The sequence below is a fragment of the Trinickia sp. genome (genome assembly GCF_051953405.1).
In the GTDB taxonomy this organism is placed as follows: domain Bacteria; phylum Pseudomonadota; class Gammaproteobacteria; order Burkholderiales; family Burkholderiaceae; genus Trinickia.
Genome location: NZ_JBQCIV010000159.1, coordinates 131,302 through 149,733, shown reverse-complemented (window position 1 = coordinate 149,733; position 18,432 = coordinate 131,302). Strand labels below are relative to the sequence as shown.

Annotated in this window: 16 protein-coding genes; all 16 read left to right on the top strand. The window is 58.1% G+C overall.

The window, feature by feature from the left end; all coding sequences use genetic code 11:
• The first annotated feature begins 83 nt into the window (after nt 1–83).
• Nucleotides 84–1,985: an asparagine synthase (glutamine-hydrolyzing) gene (asnB, locus tag ACTHN9_RS29460; RefSeq protein WP_440540358.1), complete on the top strand. Its 1,902-nt coding sequence runs from the start codon at nt 84–86 to the stop codon at nt 1,983–1,985.
• A gap of 18 nt (nt 1,986–2,003) precedes the next feature.
• Nucleotides 2,004–3,116 carry a glycosyltransferase family 4 protein gene (locus ACTHN9_RS29455; protein WP_440540357.1) on the top strand — a complete coding sequence of 371 codons (1,113 nt, stop codon included), beginning with the start codon at nt 2,004–2,006 and terminating at the stop codon, nt 3,114–3,116.
• 90 nt (nt 3,117–3,206) lie between these two features.
• Complete coding sequence (locus ACTHN9_RS29450) at nt 3,207–4,163, top strand: UDP-glucose 4-epimerase family protein (RefSeq protein ID WP_440540356.1); 957 nt, start codon at nt 3,207–3,209, stop codon at nt 4,161–4,163.
• Nucleotides 4,164–4,236: 73 nt separating this feature from the next.
• Nucleotides 4,237–4,797: a sugar transferase gene (locus tag ACTHN9_RS29445; protein ID WP_440540355.1), complete on the top strand. Its 561-nt coding sequence runs from the start codon at nt 4,237–4,239 to the stop codon at nt 4,795–4,797.
• Entirely contained in the window at nt 4,797–6,749 is a 1,953-nt protein-coding gene (locus ACTHN9_RS29440) for a polysaccharide biosynthesis protein (RefSeq protein ID WP_440540354.1), read from the top strand. Before ACTHN9_RS29445 ends, ACTHN9_RS29440 begins: the two co-directional genes overlap by 1 nt.
• Nucleotides 6,750–6,760: 11 nt before the next feature.
• Nucleotides 6,761–8,011, top strand: a complete 1,251-nt coding sequence (locus tag ACTHN9_RS29435; RefSeq protein WP_440540353.1) for a glycosyltransferase family 4 protein — start codon at nt 6,761–6,763, stop codon at nt 8,009–8,011.
• A gap of 66 nt (nt 8,012–8,077) precedes the next feature.
• On the top strand, nt 8,078–8,944 hold the full coding sequence (locus ACTHN9_RS29430; protein WP_440540352.1) for a dTDP-4-dehydrorhamnose reductase family protein: 867 nt from the start codon (nt 8,078–8,080) through the stop codon (nt 8,942–8,944).
• A gap of 11 nt (nt 8,945–8,955) precedes the next feature.
• The gene (locus ACTHN9_RS29425) at nt 8,956–9,966 is read left to right on the top strand and encodes an SDR family NAD(P)-dependent oxidoreductase (RefSeq protein WP_440540351.1); all 1,011 of its coding nucleotides are present in this window, start codon (nt 8,956–8,958) and stop codon (nt 9,964–9,966) included.
• Entirely contained in the window at nt 9,959–11,089 is a 1,131-nt protein-coding gene (wecB, locus tag ACTHN9_RS29420) for a non-hydrolyzing UDP-N-acetylglucosamine 2-epimerase (protein ID WP_440540350.1), read from the top strand. The genes ACTHN9_RS29425 and wecB overlap by 8 nt, the downstream gene beginning before the upstream one ends.
• A gap of 200 nt (nt 11,090–11,289) precedes the next feature.
• Entirely contained in the window at nt 11,290–12,153 is an 864-nt protein-coding gene (locus tag ACTHN9_RS29415) for a hypothetical protein (protein WP_440540349.1), read from the top strand.
• Between the two features lie 285 nt (nt 12,154–12,438).
• Nucleotides 12,439–13,671, top strand: coding sequence for an O-antigen ligase family protein (locus ACTHN9_RS29410; protein ID WP_440540348.1), 1,233 nt, complete (start codon nt 12,439–12,441; stop codon nt 13,669–13,671).
• Nucleotides 13,672–15,006 carry a hypothetical protein gene (locus ACTHN9_RS29405; RefSeq protein ID WP_440540347.1) on the top strand — a complete coding sequence of 445 codons (1,335 nt, stop codon included), beginning with the start codon at nt 13,672–13,674 and terminating at the stop codon, nt 15,004–15,006.
• Nucleotides 15,007–15,302: 296 nt separating this feature from the next.
• Nucleotides 15,303–16,046 (top strand): hypothetical protein, encoded by a 744-nt coding sequence (locus tag ACTHN9_RS29400; protein WP_440540346.1) that lies wholly within the window; start codon nt 15,303–15,305, stop codon nt 16,044–16,046.
• Nucleotides 16,047–16,058: 12 nt separating this feature from the next.
• Nucleotides 16,059–16,223, top strand: a complete 165-nt coding sequence (locus tag ACTHN9_RS29395; protein WP_440540388.1) for an IS4/Tn5 family transposase DNA-binding protein — start codon at nt 16,059–16,061, stop codon at nt 16,221–16,223.
• A 270-nt stretch (nt 16,224–16,493) separates the two neighbouring features.
• Nucleotides 16,494–17,264: a methyltransferase domain-containing protein gene (locus ACTHN9_RS29390; protein WP_440540345.1), complete on the top strand. Its 771-nt coding sequence runs from the start codon at nt 16,494–16,496 to the stop codon at nt 17,262–17,264.
• Between the two features lie 310 nt (nt 17,265–17,574).
• The gene (locus ACTHN9_RS29385) at nt 17,575–18,417 is read left to right on the top strand and encodes a phytanoyl-CoA dioxygenase family protein (RefSeq protein WP_440540344.1); all 843 of its coding nucleotides are present in this window, start codon (nt 17,575–17,577) and stop codon (nt 18,415–18,417) included.
• The last annotated feature ends 15 nt before the right edge of the window (nt 18,418–18,432 follow it).

Here is an 18,432-nt window from a genome sequence, read left to right as displayed (position 1 = left end):
CCGAGGAGGCCGATCACGCGCCCGCGAGGCGCAATCGGCCGCAATGGCTTTGTTGTGGGCGACTGACTAAGGAGACACAGTCGATGTGCGGAATATGGGGGCTGCTGGGCTCCGACTTGCCGGCTCATCGTGGCGAACTGGCAATGCGCACCTTGCGCAAGCGTGGGCCCGACTCGCAGGCGACCTACGCGGAGCCGGGGCTGACCTTGGGACATCTGCGCCTCGCCATTATCGACCTGACCGAAACGGGTGCGCAGCCGATGCATTCCGCGTGCGGGCGGTATGTCATCGTCTATAACGGCGAGATTTACAACTTCGAGGCGATTCGCGCCGAGATCGGCAATGCGTATCCGTGGCGATCGCATTCCGACACCGAGGTTGTGCTCGCGGCCTTCATCCAATGGGGCATGAAATGTCTCGACCGCTTTCATGGCATGTTCGCGTTTGCGCTGTGGGACAAGCGCGAGCGCCGGCTATGGGTGGGGCGGGACCGGCTCGGCGTGAAGCCGCTGTATTTTCATGCCGGCGCCCGCGAGTTCGCATTTGCTTCGCGTCCGCGAGCGCTGTTCGACCTGCTGCCCGGATTGCCGCGAGAGCTGGATAGTCAAGCGCTGCGCTACTACTACGAGGCCGGCTACGTGCCGGCGCCGCATTCGATCTACACGTCGGTTCGCAAGCTCGAGCCCGGACACTATCTGATCGTCGACGATCAAGGCGTCACGAAGACGCGCTATTGGAACCTGGAGCAGATCGGGACCGACGAGAGCCTTGCTACCGCGCGCGAGGAGGATCTGCTCGACGAGTTGGACGCGCTCGTCGACCGTTCCGTCAAGCAGCGGCTAGTCAGCAATGTACCGGTGGGCGCGTTCCTCTCCGGCGGCATCGACAGTTCGCTCGTGGCCGCGATGATGACGCGCCACGCGAATGGACCAGTGCGTACGTTCACGATCGGGTTCGGCGATCCGTCCTTCGATGAAAGCGGGCACGCGCAAGCGGTCGCGTCGCACCTGGGCACGGACCATACTTGCGAACGGCTAGAGCCGGACGATCTGCTCTCGCTCATGCCCGACTACCTCGAGCAGTACGACGAGCCGTTCTTCGACTATTCCGCGTTTCCGGTGATGGCGGTGTCGCGCATGGCGCGACGTCGTGTGACGGTCAGCCTCTCGGGCGATGGCGGCGACGAAGCCTTCGGCGGATACCACTACTACAGGATCATGAACAACTTGGCGCCCGCCTTTGCGATACCGGCGGGCTTGCGCAACGCGATCGGTGCGCTTCTGCGGCGCTTGCCCAAGCATCAACTGCGATTGCTCGGCAGTGCGCTGCAAAAAGAAGGACCCGTGGCCGCCTTTGCGTTCATGCGCAGCATCATCAAGGATTCGACCGATATTCTCGGTGGGGAACTCGCGGGCGGCACGCGTTCGATGGCTGAATTGTTCGGTGAGTTTTCCGCGCGTTTGCCGTCAGGATTGCATCCGGCCGAGCGCGCGATGCGTATCGATACGGCTTTCACATTGCCCGACGATTACTTGCAGAAAGTGGACGTCGGCAGCATGGCGTTTTCGCTCGAAGCGCGAGACCCGTTGCTCGACCATTCGATCTTCGAGTGGGCGGCCCGGTTACCCATGAAATGGAAACTGCGTGGGGCGACGAACAAGTATCTGTTACGTAAGCTTGCATACCGTTATGTCCCGCAGCAGATACTCGATCGCCCAAAGATGGGCTTCGGCGTGCCGATGGCCCGCTGGCTAAGAACTTCGTTGAAGGACTGGGCCGACGCGTTGCTGAACGACCGCGCGCGTTGCGAAGCGATCGGCCTCGAGCACGCTGCGGTTGCCAAATTGTGGGCGCAACATCTCGCGGGGCATCGCGAAGCGCATACGAGCTTGTGGTCGATACTCGTCATGTTGCAGTTTTACGAAAATATGGCGGCCACCGGCACATCGGTCGGCACCGGCCGTGAAAAGATTGTCGCGGCCTGAGAGGCTCCGAAGGTAAATATGAGAATTCTGATCAACGCATATTCGGCGCGGCTAGGCGGCGGACAAACGTATCTCATCAACTTGCTGAGACGTTTGCCCGAAGATCCGTCGCTCGAGCTGCTCGTTTATGCGCCGGCTTCGCTCGAACTGCCGAACGATCCCCGCATCGAGCGGCTGACCTCGAAATGGCCGACAACGAACCCGATCGCACGCGCGCTGTGGGAACGGCTGGTGCTGCCGAAAGTGCTGCGAGCGCGCAGCGTCGACGTGTTGTTTTGCCCAGGCGGCGTCATCGCGACGCGCGTTCCTCGCGGGTGCCGGAAGGTCACGATGTTTCGCAACATGATGCCCTTCGATATGCGCGCGCGCCTCGCGTTGCCGTTTGGGCCGCAGCGCGCGCGCCTCTGGCTGCTCGAGCGCGTGATGCTAAAGAGCATGGCGGCGGCGGATCTCGTCATCTTCATCTCCGAATTTGCGCGGGAAGTCATCGCTTCCAGGATCTCGGTGCGCCAGTCGGTCACCATCCCGCACGGTGTGCCCGAGGCGTTCAAAACAGCCGATCGGGCCATCGAGCGGCCGCCCTTCGTGCCGGAAGACGACTACATCCTCTACGTTTCGCGATTCGATCTCTACAAGCACCACTTCGAAGTTGTCAGTGCGTATGCTCGTCTGCCGGAGGCATTGCGCAGCCGGTATCGTTTGCTGCTAATCGGCGAAAGCGACATGCCCGAAGCCGACCGCGTGCGCGAGCTGATCGCGCACCACGGGCTGGGCGAGCGTGTCGTCATCCTGGGTGCCGTCAAGTATCCGCTGCTTCCGGCGGCCTACCGCCACGCGGCGCTGATACTGTTCGCATCCTCATGCGAAAACTGCCCGAATATTTTGCTTGAAGCGCTGGGTGCGGGCCGCCCGGTTTTGTCGTCGTCGGTCGACCCCATGCCGGAATTCGCAGGCGATGCGGCGCGCTACTTCGATCCTCGCAAACCCGAGGAAATCGAGGCAGCCATGTTGGACGTTCTTCAAAACCCCGCGCTCGCGAGCGAATTGGGCGACAGGGCGTCCGAACGGAGCCGGCGATACGATTGGTCGAAAACGGCCGAAGCGACTTGGCAACGCATTCTCTCTTTGTAAGCGTATGTCATCTCGCATTGTTGTCTTTCGCCGGCAGGCGCTGCTTTTCAGCCATCGTCGGCATGCGGACGCCGGCTATAGGAGGCTACTGTGACGGTTCTTGCGACTGGGGCCAACGGGTTCGTTGGGCGAGCCGTGTGCGCGGAGCTAAGGCGTCGCGGTGCGTCGGTGCGTGCCGCCATGCGCGCGCCGAAGCCGACCGACGTCGATGCCGTGCCGATGCCCGATCTTGGCCCGGAATCGGACTGGAGTGCGCTGCTAGCAGGGGCTGCGATCGACTGCGTCGTTCATCTTGCCGCGCGAGTGCATGTGATGAACGACCGTGCGCCAGACCCGCTCGCCGATTTTCGCCTGGCGAATACGGCCGGCACGTTGCAGTTGGCACGGCAGGCCGCATCGGCCGGCGTTCGGCGCTTCGTCTACGTCAGTTCGATCAAGGTCAACGGCGAAGAAACGCTACCCGGCCGCCCATTCGTTCCGCGCGTCACGCAGGCGCCTCGAGATCCTTATGGTCTTTCGAAGTTCGAAGCGGAGCGCGGGCTAGCCGAACTGTCGCGCGATACGGGCATGGAAATCGTCGTGGTTCGGCCGCCGCTCGTCTATGGGCCCGGTGTCCGTGCGAACTTCCTCAGCATGATGCGTTGGATCAAGCGCGGCGTGCCGTTGCCGCTTGGGGCGATCGATAATCGACGTAGTCTAGTTGCGCTCGATAACCTCGTCGATTTGCTGATTCTGAGCACCGAGCATCCCGCTGCGGCCGGCAAGACGTTTCTTGTCTCGGATGGCGAGGATTTATCGACGACAGCGCTTCTGCGCCGCATGGGTTCGGCGCTCGGCAGGCCGGCGCGGTTGATCCCAGTCCCGCCGATTTTGCTGACGAGCGGTGCGGCGTTGCTCGGTCGCGGCGATGTGGCGCGCCGGCTTTGCGGCTCGTTGCAGGTGGACGTTTCGGAAACCCGGGAGGTATTGGGGTGGAAGCCTGTGGTCGATGTCGACGCCGCGTTGAGCAAGACCGCGGCGGCGTTCCTTTCGAGCGACTTCGCCTAAGCCTCCGTGTCGAGCACGATCGTTTACGTTTGCAAACAAGGTGCCTCTGTTTTTTGCATCTGACCTTCTAGCGATGAAAAGAACGTTTGATTTTTTGATGGCGGCAGCGCTTTCGATCGTACTGCTGATCCCAATGTTGTTGATCGCGCTCGCTGTCAAAGTGACGGACCCGGGTCCCGCGCTCTATTGGTCGGAGCGCGTCGGGAGGGGAAACAGGACGTTCAAGATGCCTAAGTTTCGTTCGATGCGCGTGAGCACGCCGGCGGTTGCCACGCATCTACTCGGCGATCCGGCCAGCTATTTGACGCCGATCGGCAGCTTTCTGCGCAAGTCGAGTCTGGACGAGCTGCCGCAGCTGTGGAATATCTTGACCGGCGACATGAGCTTCGTCGGCCCACGTCCGGCGCTGTTCAACCAGGACGACCTGATTGCGCTGCGCACCGACAAAGGTGTCCACACGCTGCGCCCGGGGTTGACGGGATGGGCGCAGGTAAACGGTCGCGACGACTTACCGATTCCGATCAAGGTGGAGTTCGACGCGCAATATCTGGCGCGGCGGTCGTTTTTTTTCGATTTGCGAATCTTGTGCCTCACCTTTCTCAAGGTGGCGCTTCGCAGCGGGGTATCGCACTGATGAGCGAGTTCGGAAACGTGTTCAAGCGGGTGGCAAACTGGCCGCGAGTCGTTAAGAGCCTGATCGTGCTTGGCGCCGATGCGCTTCTGCTGCCGTTGTCGATGTGGACGGCGATCGGGCTCCGTCTCGGCGTGTGGTCCTTTCCGCAAATGCGCCCATGGTGGGTGTATTTGCTGTTTCCGATCGTCGGTATTCCGATTTTTATCCGTCTGGGCTTGTATCGGGCCGTCATCCGTCATATCGAGGAGCGCGCGCTCGTCAGTATCGCACTCGCGGTCACGATCTCCGTCTGGCTCTTCGCGGGGTTGCTCGCGCTGCTCGCGCTGCCTGCCGTGCCGCGCGGGGCCCTGATCATCTTTTGGCTGATCGCCATCATCTATATTGGCGCGAGCCGCTTCGTCGCGCGGGCCGCGTTGCGCAATTTCGTCTATTCGGACGAACGTCGCAAGATTCCCGTACTGATTTACGGCGCGGGCAACGCGGGCCGCGAACTGGCGATGGCTTTGCGCGCCGGGCCGCTATACCGCCCTGTCGGTTTCATCGACGACAACCCGGCGCTCGAACATCTGCAAATCGGTGGGCTCAAGGTGTATGCGGCGAGTCGGCTGCCGTGGCTGATCGACCGCTTCAACGTGCACGAAGTGCTGCTCGCCATGCCGTCGACTAGCCGTAGCCAGCGTATTGAAATCATCAATCGGCTCGAGTTGCTGAAGGTAGAAGTGCGCGCCGTGCCGGGCATGGCCGAATTGTTAGGCGGCGACATTAAGATTTCCGGCGTGCAAGAAATCGAAGTGGACGAGCTGCTCGGCCGCGACACCGTGCCGCCAGATAACGCGTTGCTCGACGCCAACATCAAGGGCAAGCGCGTGATGGTTACTGGGGCGGGCGGCTCGATCGGCTCGGAGCTGTGCCGGCAAATCTTGCAGCAGCAGCCTCAATTGCTCGCGCTTTACGAACAGACCGAATTCGCTCTGTATTCGATCGAGCAGGAAGTCCAGCAGTTGCTGCGCGCGAAGCCGTTTCAGGTCAAGGTCGTCCCGATTCTCGGATCGGTGCAGGACGAATCGCGCGTATTCAACGTCATGAAGCGCTACGGCATTCAAACTGTCTACCATGCCGCCGCCTACAAGCATGTGCCGATCGTCGAGTTCAACATGACGGAGGGCGTCCTGAACAACACGTTCGGCACCTACGCGACGGTATCGGCCGCGGCTAGGGCGCGCGTGGAAGCGTTTGTGCTGATCTCCACGGATAAGGCTGTACGGCCGACCAATGTCATGGGCGCGAGCAAGCGCATGGCCGAACTCGTGCTTCAGGCATTTGCGCTGCGAACCGATGTGTCGATGCGGATTTCGATGGTCCGTTTCGGTAACGTGCTGGGGTCGTCGGGGTCCGTGGTCCCGCTATTTCGGAAACAGATCGCGGCGGGTGGCCCGGTATCGGTCACGCACCCGGAAATCACACGCTACTTCATGACGATCCCCGAAGCCGCGCAGCTCGTCATTCAGGCAGGGGCCATGGGCGTCAGCGGCGAGGTGTTCGTGCTGGACATGGGCGAGCCGGTGAAAGTGCTCGATCTTGCTCGGCGCATGATCCACCTCAGCGGGTTTGGCGTGAAGGGGGAGGGGGAGCCGGAGGGCGAGATCGAGATTCGGTTCACAGGGTTGCGCCCTGGCGAGAAGCTTTACGAGGAGTTGCTGATCGGCGACAACGTTTCGAAGACGCGTCATCCGAAGATCATGATGGCAAGCGAAGACTCCCTGCCGTTCTCGGAGATGGAGAACGTGCTAAGGCGGCTCAAGCATGCTTGCGAATCGAACGATCACGCGTTGATCCTGGATATCTTGCGAGCGTGCGTCTCCGGCTTTTGCCCCGAGGATGAAATCAAGGATCACCTGTTCGGCCTTTCCGCTGCGTTCGACCACGGCGCCGCGGGCGCGCCGCTTCATTGAGGGGCGCGCCCATGGTTGCCGAAGACAAGCAAGCTGGCATGAATGTATTGATCGTCTCGCAGTATTTCTGGCCCGAGGTATTTCGCATCAACGACTTGGCGCGCAATCTCTCGGGGCAGGGGGTACGGGTGAGCGTGCTGACCGGACAACCCAACTATCCGGAGGGACGCACGTTTCCGAACTATCGCTGGTGGTCGTGCAAGCGAGAAACGAAAGACGGCATCGACGTGCTTCGTGTACCGTTGGTGCCGCGCGGAAAAGGCGGCGCCCTTCGATTGGTGGCCAACTACCTTTCGTACGTTATCTGCGGGTCCCTGCTTGGGCCGTTTTTGACGCGTCGGCAGCGCGTGGACGTCATTTTCGTCTACGGAATATCCCCGATTCTGCAAGCGATTCCGGCGATTTTTCTGAAGTGGAGCAAGCGCGCGAAGCTCGTGGTCTGGGTGCAAGATCTTTGGCCGGAAAGCCTCGAGGCGACGGGCTTCGTCAAGAATCGGAAGATTCTTGCGCTCGTGGGGCGCGTTGTGAAGTGGATCTATCGGCATTCCGACGCCGTATTCGTCCAGTCGCATGCATTCATCGAACCCGTCGCCGAGTTATGCGCGCGGGACAAGATTGTTTACTATCCGAATTCGGCGGAGGACGCCGTCGCTTCGGTCCGACAGATCGACGACTGTCCGATACCTGCGCTCAAGGATTGCTTTTCGGTGGTGTTCGCCGGGGCATTGGGGACCGCGCAAGCGTTGGACGTTATTCTCGATGCGGCGCAGCGACTGAGCGGCGTGTCCTCGATCCGGTTCTTTTTAGTCGGGCACGGTAGCCGATCGGATTGGCTAACCGAGCAGATCGCGGCGCGAAAGCTCGAGAACGTCGTGCTCGCCGGGCGCTATCCGATCGAAGCCATGCCGAGTATTTTTGCCGCTGCTTCTGTGCTGCTCGTGACCTTGACCAACGATCCGATCTTCGCCAAGACGGTGCCGAGTAAAGTGCAGTCGTATTTGGCTGCGGGGCGCCCGATCGTTGGATGCATCGACGGCGAAGGGGCGAGGGTCATCCAGGACGCCGACGCCGGATTGACGTGTGCGGCGATGGACGCACAGGGGCTTGCAGCAGCGGTTGATGCGCTCTACCGATTGACGCCGGGCGAACGCGCGCAACTCGGACAGAACGGCCGGAAATATTTTGAAACGCATTTTGAAAGCCACAAGCTCACCGTCGAACTGATCGATAAATTTAGATCCATCGCGGCAAACAAGGCCTAAGGGCAGTTGCGGGCGAGTCGGAGCAAGTGAGCACGAACGGAAGTCAGCAAAGGGACAGATAGAGAGATGTCGCAAGTAAAAGTACTCGTGTTGGGCGCGACCGGCATGCTGGGCAGTGCCATGGTTCGTTATCTTTCGCGCAACCCTCGTTACGAGGTGTATGGTTCGGTGCGGGGCGCATCCGCTCCGCCTTCGCTGACGGCCGAAACCGCTGTGCGCATTGTGCCGGGCGTCGATGTCGAACAGCAGGACTCGCTCGTCCGCGCCTTCGCACGCGTTCAGCCGGACATCGTGATCAATTGCATCGGCCTCATCAAACAATTGGCCGCCGCTGACGATCCGCTTTGCGCGATTCCGATCAACTCGATGCTGCCGCACCGGCTGGCCGCGCTTTGCAAACTTGCCGGCGCCCGGCTCGTGCACGTCAGCACCGATTGCGTCTTCTCGGGAGCGAAGGGGCACTACGTCGAATCCGATGCGAGCGACGCGAAGGATCTCTACGGCAGATCCAAATACCTCGGCGAGGTCACGGCGGCTCACACCATCACATTGCGCACTTCGATCATCGGTCCCGAGTTGAACGGCGGCGCACATGCGTTGCTCGATTGGTTCCTCTCGCAGCAGGGCGCGGTCAACGGCTATACGCGAGCCATTTTTTCGGGTCTTCCGACGGTCGAACTCGCGCGCGTTGTCGATGAGTTCGTGATTCCGCGGCCCGATCTGTCGGGGCTCTACCACGTGGCTGCCGAGCCCATCTCGAAGTTCGACCTGCTGACGCTGACCGCCAAGATTTACGGCAAGACAATCGAGATCAAGCCGCTGGCCGAACCGGCGATCGACCGGTCTCTCGACGCCAGCCGCTTCAATGCCGCGACCGGCTATCGCGCGCCCGACTGGCATGAGCTGGTCTCGCGCATGTTCAATTTCAAGTAATAGAGGTCAAAGTGTTCGACGATAAAGTATTGATGATTACCGGGGGCACCGGCTCTTTCGGCAACGCCGTGCTCAAGCGCTTTCTGAGTACCGACGTCAAAGAGATTCGGATTTTCAGCCGCGACGAGAAGAAGCAAGAGGACATGCGGATCGCGCTGAATAATCCCAAGGTCAAGTTTTATATCGGCGACGTTCGCTCGTACGATGCCGTGCACGCGGCGATGCGTGGCGTCGATTACGTTTTTCACGCTGCGGCCCTCAAGCAGGTTCCGTCCTGCGAGTTTTACCCGATGGAAGCGGTGGCGACGAACGTGACCGGTGCGGAAAACGTGATGCGCGCCGCTATCGCGAATCGCGTCGGGCGTGTCATTGTGCTTAGCACCGACAAGGCCGTTTATCCGATCAATGCCATGGGGCTGTCCAAGGCGATGATGGAAAAGGTCATGGTGGCGATGTCGAGACAGCTTGGAGAGAGCGACACCGTTCTCTGTGCCACTCGCTACGGGAATGTGATGGCATCGCGGGGTTCGGTTATTCCGCTGTTCATCGACCAACTCCAGGAGGGGAAGGCGCTGACGGTCACGGATCCGAACATGACGCGCTTCCTGATGTCGCTCGACGAGTCTGTCGACCTCGTGCTGCACGCGTTCCAACACGCGCATCAAGGCGACATCTTCGTGCAGAAAGCGCCTGCGTCGACGGTCGGCGATTTGGCCACGGCATTGCGGGACATTTTCGGCAAGAGCAATCCGATCCGTGTGATCGGCACGCGTCACGGGGAAAAGCTGTACGAGTCGCTCGTTTCAAGAGAAGAAATGGCGCGAGCGGAGGACATGGGCCGCTACTATCGTATTCCCGCGGATGATCGCGATCTCAACTACAACAAGTATTTCATCGATGGCGAGACGAAGATCTCGGCGTTGGACGATTACACGTCGCACAACACGAAGCGGTGTACCGTCCCGGAAGTGAAGGAGTTGCTGCTCGCCCTGGACTATGTGCAGGAGCGGCTCGATGCTTAAGGTCATGACCATCGTCGGGACACGGCCTGAGTTGATCAAGATGAGCCGCGTCATCGCCGAGTTCGATCGCCACACGCAGCATGTGCTTGTGCACACGGGGCAGAACTTCGACTACGAGCTCAACCAAGTCTTCTTCGACGACCTCGAAATCCGCAAGCCCGACTATTTCCTCGGGGCGGCGGGGGAGACGGCTGCGCAGACCATCGCGCAAGTGATTGCGAAGTCGGACGAAGTGTTGGCAGCCGAGGCACCGGATGCCGTGTTGCTGTACGGCGATACGAATTCATGCCTTTCGGTCATTTCCGCCAAGCGCCGTAAGATTCCCGTCTTCCATATGGAAGCGGGAAATCGATGCTTCGATCAACGCGTGCCGGAAGAGTTGAACCGGAAGGTGCTCGACCATCTTTCCGATATCAACTTCGTGTTGACCGAGCATGCGCGGCGATACCTGATGGCGGAAGGCATTCGCCCGGAGACCATCGTCAAGACCGGCTCGCATATGCGCGAAGTGCTCGATCACTATGCACCGAAGATCGAGGCGTCCGACATCGTTTCGCGGCTCGGGCTGGAGGCGGGGCGATACTTCGTTGTTAGCGCGCACCGGGAAGAGAACGTCGATTCGCCCGAGGCGTTGCGCGATCTTCTGGACAGCTTGGACGCGCTGGCGAAGCAATACGACTTTCCCGTTATCGTGTCCACGCATCCGCGCACGCGCAAGCGGCTCGAGGCGTTGGACGCGCAATCGCTCGACCCGCGCATTACGTTTTCGAAGCCGTTCGGTTTCGTCGATTACATCAAGTTGCAGAAGTGCGCGTTTTGCGTCCTATCGGACAGCGGAACGATCACCGAGGAAGCATCGTTGCTCAATTTGCCGGCGATCACGGTGCGCAACGCGCACGAGCGTCCGGAGGGTATGGACGTTGGCACGTTGATTATGAGTGGGTTGAAGAAGGAGAGGGTATTGGATGCGGTGCGCGTGGTGACGGCGCAGTACAGTGCATCGCCTCGCAATATCGGTCCGGTGATCGACTACGAGAATCCCAACGTTTCGCAGCAGGTGCTCCGCGTTGTGTTGAGCTACCGCGACTATGTGAAGCGTACGGTGTGGCGTGAAGAGGTCTGACGATGAATGGAGAGAATGCGCGGTCGTTACTTTTGCGTCGACGTGACGCTTCGTGCTTCGTGCTTCGTGCTTCGCGCTCAGTCGTGCGCTGCGAAGATGCATCGCCGGATAGCTGCGTTACTGCGTAGGCGTGCCATGTGCCTACAATGCAAATACCGTTTATGTGAAGTGATCGCTGGATACGCGCCAGTGGGGAAAAAATGCCTGAAAGAGAGAATGGGTTACAGGAGTATGTCGACGATTCCGTCTCGAGCGTTGAGATATTGCGCTTCTTGCGGGCGCAGTTCTGGGTTATCTCTGCGACACTTATCGCCGGTGCCATTGCGGGGTTCGGCGTTTCTCATCTCAAACCTCGTCAATGGGAAGCAACGTCGGTACTGCAAATTGGACAGATCGCCGATAGCGCTCAGGGTACGGCCGAATTAATTGATCCCCCGGCTCGAGCTGCGGAACGCGTAAAGGTTCGCTCATTTCAAGACAAGGTACTACGAACTTTATCGTTGCCGATTGGTAGCGCCGAAAATTCGAGCGCAGTGCTAATTCGCAAGACCTTGGATGCTGAGGTCGTGCCTAACACAGACCTCGTCCACCTATCTGTTGATGGGTTTTCGCCGGAGCAGGCAAGAGCCACTCTTGAGGTGGCGCAAAATCAGTTGTTGGCTATTCATCAGCCGATCGTTTCAGATGCGATCAATAGGCTACAGGCGCAGTTGGGGAAATTGGATGCGCAAATTGCCAATCTCCAGGCCAAACGGCGTTACCTTCCGTCTGCCGCCGACGTCAAGGCTCAAAGCGGCGCGGGTAGCCAGGGTGCGGCGGATGTTCTCTTGAGTAACATTCTCGATACGTCGAATGAGGGGGTTCTCGTCGAAGCCGAGCGTCGGCGTGCGGAAGTCGCGACGCAGCTGAGTCCTGACCATACGTTTGCCACCAAGCCGCTCGGGGACATCACTGTCTCTGAGTTCCCGGTCGCACCGAAGCGCTCCAGTTTTATCATACCGGGCGCACTAATCGGCCTCTTGATAGGGTTGCTGATTGGTGGCCTCCGATGGGTACGACGCTGAGCGGAGGACCCTAGCTGGGTCGGTCGCAATCGATGTGGCGGCCGGTCCACCGGATCTTTTGCATGTTCACGCGTGATCAGTTGGCCTTCGCATAGCAGTACAGATTTAATCGCGGAAAGGCCGGCGGCCGTTTCGATTTTTGGAGATCGTCGAATGATGAAGCCTAGTGACTTGCAATCCCGGTCGGCGTTAAAATCACGCGGTCGTTGCTGACCGCGCGATGGTGGCCCGATGAATGTGAGGAAACCTGATTGCTGCTGTTGCGGGTGATTGAGATTGTAAATAATGAATAAAATTGACCTCGATGAGATAGCGTTCTGGCTATTGGGCCTGGCGTTCGTTCTGTACGTCTATCGCATTGACGTGCTCGGTGTAAACCTTACTCTCCTAAGAATTGTGAGCCTCGGGTTGATCGGGCGCGGCATATTGCTCGTCTGTATGCGCGGTATGGGGGCTTGGCGCGTGCGGTGGTCGACTGTAATTTTGTTGGGCGCAACATTCTTCGTCGTGGTGATCAACGCGATGGACTATCGCTTACTTTTCGGTTGGCCAGATTTGCAAAAACCGATTATCGCTCATATATTCAATATATTAACACTTTTATCAATCGCGGCCTTTATCGATAACGAGAAGAAATTCAATTTGGCGATAAGAGCGTACGTGTTGTCGTCCGCAGCGGCGTTAGTCATAGCGTATTATGCATTTTTCATGGGAGATATCCCATTTGCGTCGGTGCTGCGAGAGTATGGATCTGACATAGCTCGGTCGCTTCAATATTTGAATGTTAATGGCAACGTCGTTCGTTTGACTGGGCCGTTTTTTGATCCGAATTTCTACGGCATCTATTTGCTGTCAGTCATCGTTTTTTCGGGGTGGTTGTATATCTATGTAGAGCGCAATAAAATATATCTGGTGCTAATTGGGGTTAGTGGCTTGTCTTTGATTCTCACGGGGTCGCGAACCGCCTTAATGGGATTGGGTGTCGCATATGTGCTGTATATCGCGCTCGAAGCCGAACGAAAACGTGCGCACTGGTGGGGGCTGCTCATTACCATGCTAGTCGGGGCCATCGCGTTCACAGCCAAGGCTTCGACAGGACACTGGTCCGACACTGCGAGCATCGTAGATAGATTTCGCTTTTATCAGCCAGCATGGAATGCATTTCAGGAGAACATTTTCTTCGGCGGCGGCTCACTTGCTCTTCTGGATAAAGAGTCTGGTGTGTCGACCGCACATATGGTGTATCTCACGTTGCTCGGAAAGTATGGGCTCGTTGGAACGATCTTCTATCTCGTATTGATATTTTGCCCTGTCGCGTACGTGCATTTTAGACGAAAGTTCGTACAAAGAAACTACCGAAATCTCGTGCTGTTTTTGTATGCCCCTTTGGGGGTTATGTATCTGTCATACGATTTTATGGCCTACCTCGAATTTCAATATTTCATGTTCGCGATAGGGTATGTGATCGTAATGTATCGCTTTTCTGAGTCCCGGCGGGGCGGGGTAGGCATCCTTTGAATGTTCGCCTCGAGCCTTAGGGTGATCCTGCCGGATATGCGCCAGACAAAAACACGATTCAACCCACTGCTTATGCACAATTCGCCGTCACGAAAAATCAAACTGTTTGCGTTCTTTGCAATCGTCATTCTTGGATTGGGCATGGCGGTGGTTTACCTCGCCGGGTTCGGTCAGATGGCAGCAAAGGCCAGTCTTCAGCCGGAGCGACTTAGAGATTTTACTTTTCCGGTCTGGCATAAATATCCGTTGACGAAGCATGGCTTCCTTACCTTTCTCGATGCAGACGGCTACGCGAAGCAGCAAGCATACGCCAATGAATCGACTATTTACCTCTGGATAATGTGGGTGCTTTACCGTATCGAGCTGGTGTTTCCGTCGGCATCAATGCGGCTGACCAACGCCTTTCTCGCTATGGCGACGACGTTGCTCGCCATCGGCTGCGCGATCCGCAAACCGACTTGGGAGAAGCTCGACTTGCGGGGCGGCGTGTTGTTGCTCGCCGCCTTCTGCTATTTCCTAACCACGCCCATCTTCTGGATATCGCTCGGGAAATTTAACGTCGACAACGTTTTTGTGCTGAACTTGCCCGTTTTCGTGCTTGCAAGTGCGTTTCTGGTGCGGGATGGTGCGCACGGACTGCGCTTTTGGCTCGTAGCAGTCGTGATGTGCTTGCTTGTGCCGGTGAATGCGGCGTTGTTCGGTGCGTTTATGGGCCTGCGTGCGATTCTGTCGCGGCGGTTGGCGGCGCGCATGCTGCGTTCCTCCATCGTGATGACGACCATCGCAGTAGTAGTTTATTTGCAGCCGGTGATCGTCGCGAGGTTACTGCACTTCACGAGCGAAAACAGCACGTGGCTGTTTCGATCGGGGCTTGACGGCGATATGCGCTTTTACGGGAATTTCATCGATTCGGTTCTCGCTCCCCAATTCAACCGGCCGATGTATTTCGTGTTGATTCCGGCTGCATTGCTCGTTCTTCAGCTTTGGTATAGAAGGAAATTTGCGCTTGCTGTACACGGTCCCAACGAGCGTTACGGGCAATCTGACGACAGCATGATGTCCTACTTGTTCTGCTCCTATTTCCTGACGCTGCTGTTTTGGCCACAGGCCGTGTCGATTCATCCATATTTGTACGACCAGATTTTGATTGGACCGATCGGGGTGTGGGTTGTCCTGAATTTTGCCATGCCGGATGTGCATGAGCGGCATTACCTCGGCTGGCTATTCCTTCTGTTATTCCTCATCACGTTGAACGTCACCAAGATTGCGCAGGCTGCTCACTGCGTTGGCTGCTATTTCCCACCATGGGGTATGCAAGGTCCGCGCGGCGGTTAAAACCATCGGCTTATACACATGGATCCGCGCCGTTGGGCAGGCTGGAAAGAAGCTTTTATGATCAACGACATAGCGCGGTGCTTGTAAGCGCGGCGCGACAAACCTTAAACTACTCCGACATTGGCGGCACGATGCATTCGTTCAGTAAAACTAACTTTGCGGAAGCCGCTCGCGACTATGTGTACGCGGCCTGATTGGTGGTAGGAGGCCTATTCTCGGCGATGCCGACCACTCCGTGTCAATCCCTCGGCTTGTGATATGATCATCGCCGAATACATGCCTTTTCTTCTGGTGAAATGATGTTGAAAGATTCGAGCGCGTTGGTGCGAGATTTATTTGAAAATAACCGCTTGAGCATCAGCGCCGGTCTCGAACGAGATGGTTATTTCATACTTCGCAATGAAGAAGTCTCGGCGCTTGTGCATGCTGCGCGAGGTGAATATCTCTCGGCCTTAGATGGGCTGGAAATCAACGCTCAAAAATCGAGATTTAATAGGGCAGACTTGTCCCATCAGCCCTGGCGAAAAATGGCGATTGGAGCGACGAATGGTGTAGGTGAGCCGTATGCTCAGTTTCTTACATCCACATATTTTTCCGAGTCGACGCCGAAATTTTTCGCGATAAATGTTTTGTTTGGTGTGTTGCTTGGGCTTAGAGACATTCTGTTCAATTTGACCGACAAAGACGCCCTAAGCGGAACATGGAACGCATGTAGAATCCACCATTACCCGCGCGGCGGCGGATTTATGAGCATGCACAAAGACACGCATTTCCCAAAAGTCCTAGGTACAACCGGGATGCCATTTCTGCAGGTTTCGGCATGCATGTCGCGGCGCGGGATCGATTTCCAAAACGGCGGCGGATTCGTTGTCGACAAGCTCGGAAACAAGGTTGATTTGGAGTCATACGGGGCGATCGTGATGTTTGATGGCAATCAGCCCCACGGCGTAGATTGCATCGACCTTGATGTCGTGCCGGACATCCGCTCGAAATCCGGGCGATTGGCTGCCTTCACGAATATCTACGAAATCCTTGATTAAGCCGATGTCGTTATATACAGGGTCCCCGCTGCTCCACGGCGGCGAGAAAGGGCATTCGCCCCCCTGCAGCTTGGCGACGCGCGCCTGGACAGGCGAGCGAGGACATTGATGGAACAATTGGCGGCCAACCCGACGGTGGGTGTTTCTCAGGCCTTTCGCGGCTGGGGGAGACGATAGCGGCGTATCGCTTCTTCGATCACGAGCAGGTTGAATGGGCCACGATACTGGTGCCCCACTTGCAGCACACCTAGCAGCGCATGGTGGCGCACTCGGTGCTGCTGTGCCTGCCTTATCGCGCTGCCGTCGAGCAGTCCGGCGTATGCGGCTGCGCCTTATGGGCGGAAGCTCCCGGTGCGTAAGGCTTGCGGAAGTGGCCGCAGGCGGGCGTTGGGCCTGGATGGAGGAAAGTTGCGGTAGAATCTGTCGCCCACAAAGTGATAACGCCCGATGACTGTACTGCCGCCTGGCACCTTGCTGCAACTGATGTACCTCAAGGAGCGCATCAAAACGATGCGTCCCGGCCGGTTCGTCGAGATCGGTCCGGGGGCGGGCCACGTCACCGCGTTGCTTCTCGACTGCGGATGGACGGGGATCGCCTATGATTTCGAGCCGTCTACGGTTGCCGCTATCTCCGCTCGCTTTCACAAAGAAATCGAATCGGGAAGGCTCCGTGCGGAAACCAAGAATTGGCTGGCGATCCGCCTCGCGGAGCCCGTCGAACTGGTGATTTCGTGCATGGTTTTGGAGCACTTTGACGACGCTGGTGAGCGTTCGTTCATCGAGGTGGCTAAACGCAATCTCGTGCCAGACGGAGTGATGATTACGATTGTTCCGGGCTCGTCGCGGCACTGGGGAATCGAAGATGAGATAGCGGGGCACTTTCGGCGATACTCGGACGTCTCCGCGCGCGCGCTGTTCGAATCGGCCGGCTGGGTCATACGCCATACCGCCGGGCTCACATTCCCCGTCTCGAACCTACTCTTCCCGCTATCCAATTTCTTGGTGAAAAGGGCCGAGGCGCGGAAGCTTTCTCTGAGCATGGTGGAGCGGACGAAGCAGTCCGGTATCAGAACCGTCTCAATGAAAACGACATTCCCAAGCATATTTGGGTTGTTGCTCAACGAAATTACCATGTATCCGTTTCACCTCGTGCAGAAGGCTTGCCGCCGATCTGTGCGAGCGATGGTGCTATACGTGGAGGCGACCCCGAATCGCTAGTCTTCGAGCATTGCCTTCGGCGGGTGGACGGCCAACTCGCTGTGTGCGGTGACATATACGCGTGAGAGGCGCCACCGACCCGACGGCAACCATGTCGTTCAGGCGATGCTCGCGAAAGGAGGGGGACGTGTCACTCGCGTACTCTGCCGCTTCTCGCGCGAGTCTGTGGGCGAATTTCAAAGACTGGGTGGGATGCGAATGCGATATGCAGCGCTCTCGCGGTCGTTCAGGGCGCCCAAAGGTTCACGTCCTATCGCACCGCCCGATGCGGCGACACGGAGTCTGGTCTCGCAGTCATGGAGAAGTGAGGATGTCGAAAGAACGTTACTACGGCGCGGATGCGCCTCGGCGCATCGACGATTTAATCGAACGAGGCGCCGAAGAGTTAACGATGCTTGGCTATACGGTCGTTGAAGACGTGCTGCCGACCGTGGAACTGGGCGACTGGCGGCGGAGAATCGACGCTGCATATTCGCAGCAGGAGGCAGAACTCGGTGGACGAAGCGCGATGGCCGCTATCGGCGAGGCGGATCTATGTCGTGCGCCGTTGCTTTACGATCCATCGTTTCTCAGCTTGGCACGCAACGAGACCGTGTTGAAGGTCGTGCGCCGAATGATCGGCCAGTTCGTGGTTCTGCACTTGCAGAACGCCATCATCAATCGGTCCGACGAGCCGCATCATCAGGGAGCATGGCATCGCGACCTACCACATCAACACTGGACGAGTTCGAAGCCGCTCGCAATAGGCGCGCTGTTTGCCATCGATCGGTTCGATGCGTCGACGGGCGGTACATTGGTGCTGCCGCACACGCATCGATTCGAGACGTTGCCGTCCGAACAGTACATTCGCAGACACGCCGCTCAAGTCGTGGCTGAGCCTGGATCGGTGCTGATCTTCGATGCCATGGTTTTCCATCGTGCGGGCGACAACCGATCTGGACAGGTTCGTCGAGGTGTGAACCACCTCTATACAGTGCCGATCTTGAAGCCGCAGTACGACTTCGTGCGTGCGCTTGGCGACGAATTCGGCGCGGACCCGGAGCTTCGTCAATTGTTGGGATTCACGTCTGCAGTCCCAGTTGACGCATTGGATTGGCGTACGGAGCGCCAGCGTCGCCTCTCGATTCAGCAATCCGGGAACACAGCAAAATGACCATGATCGTGCAAA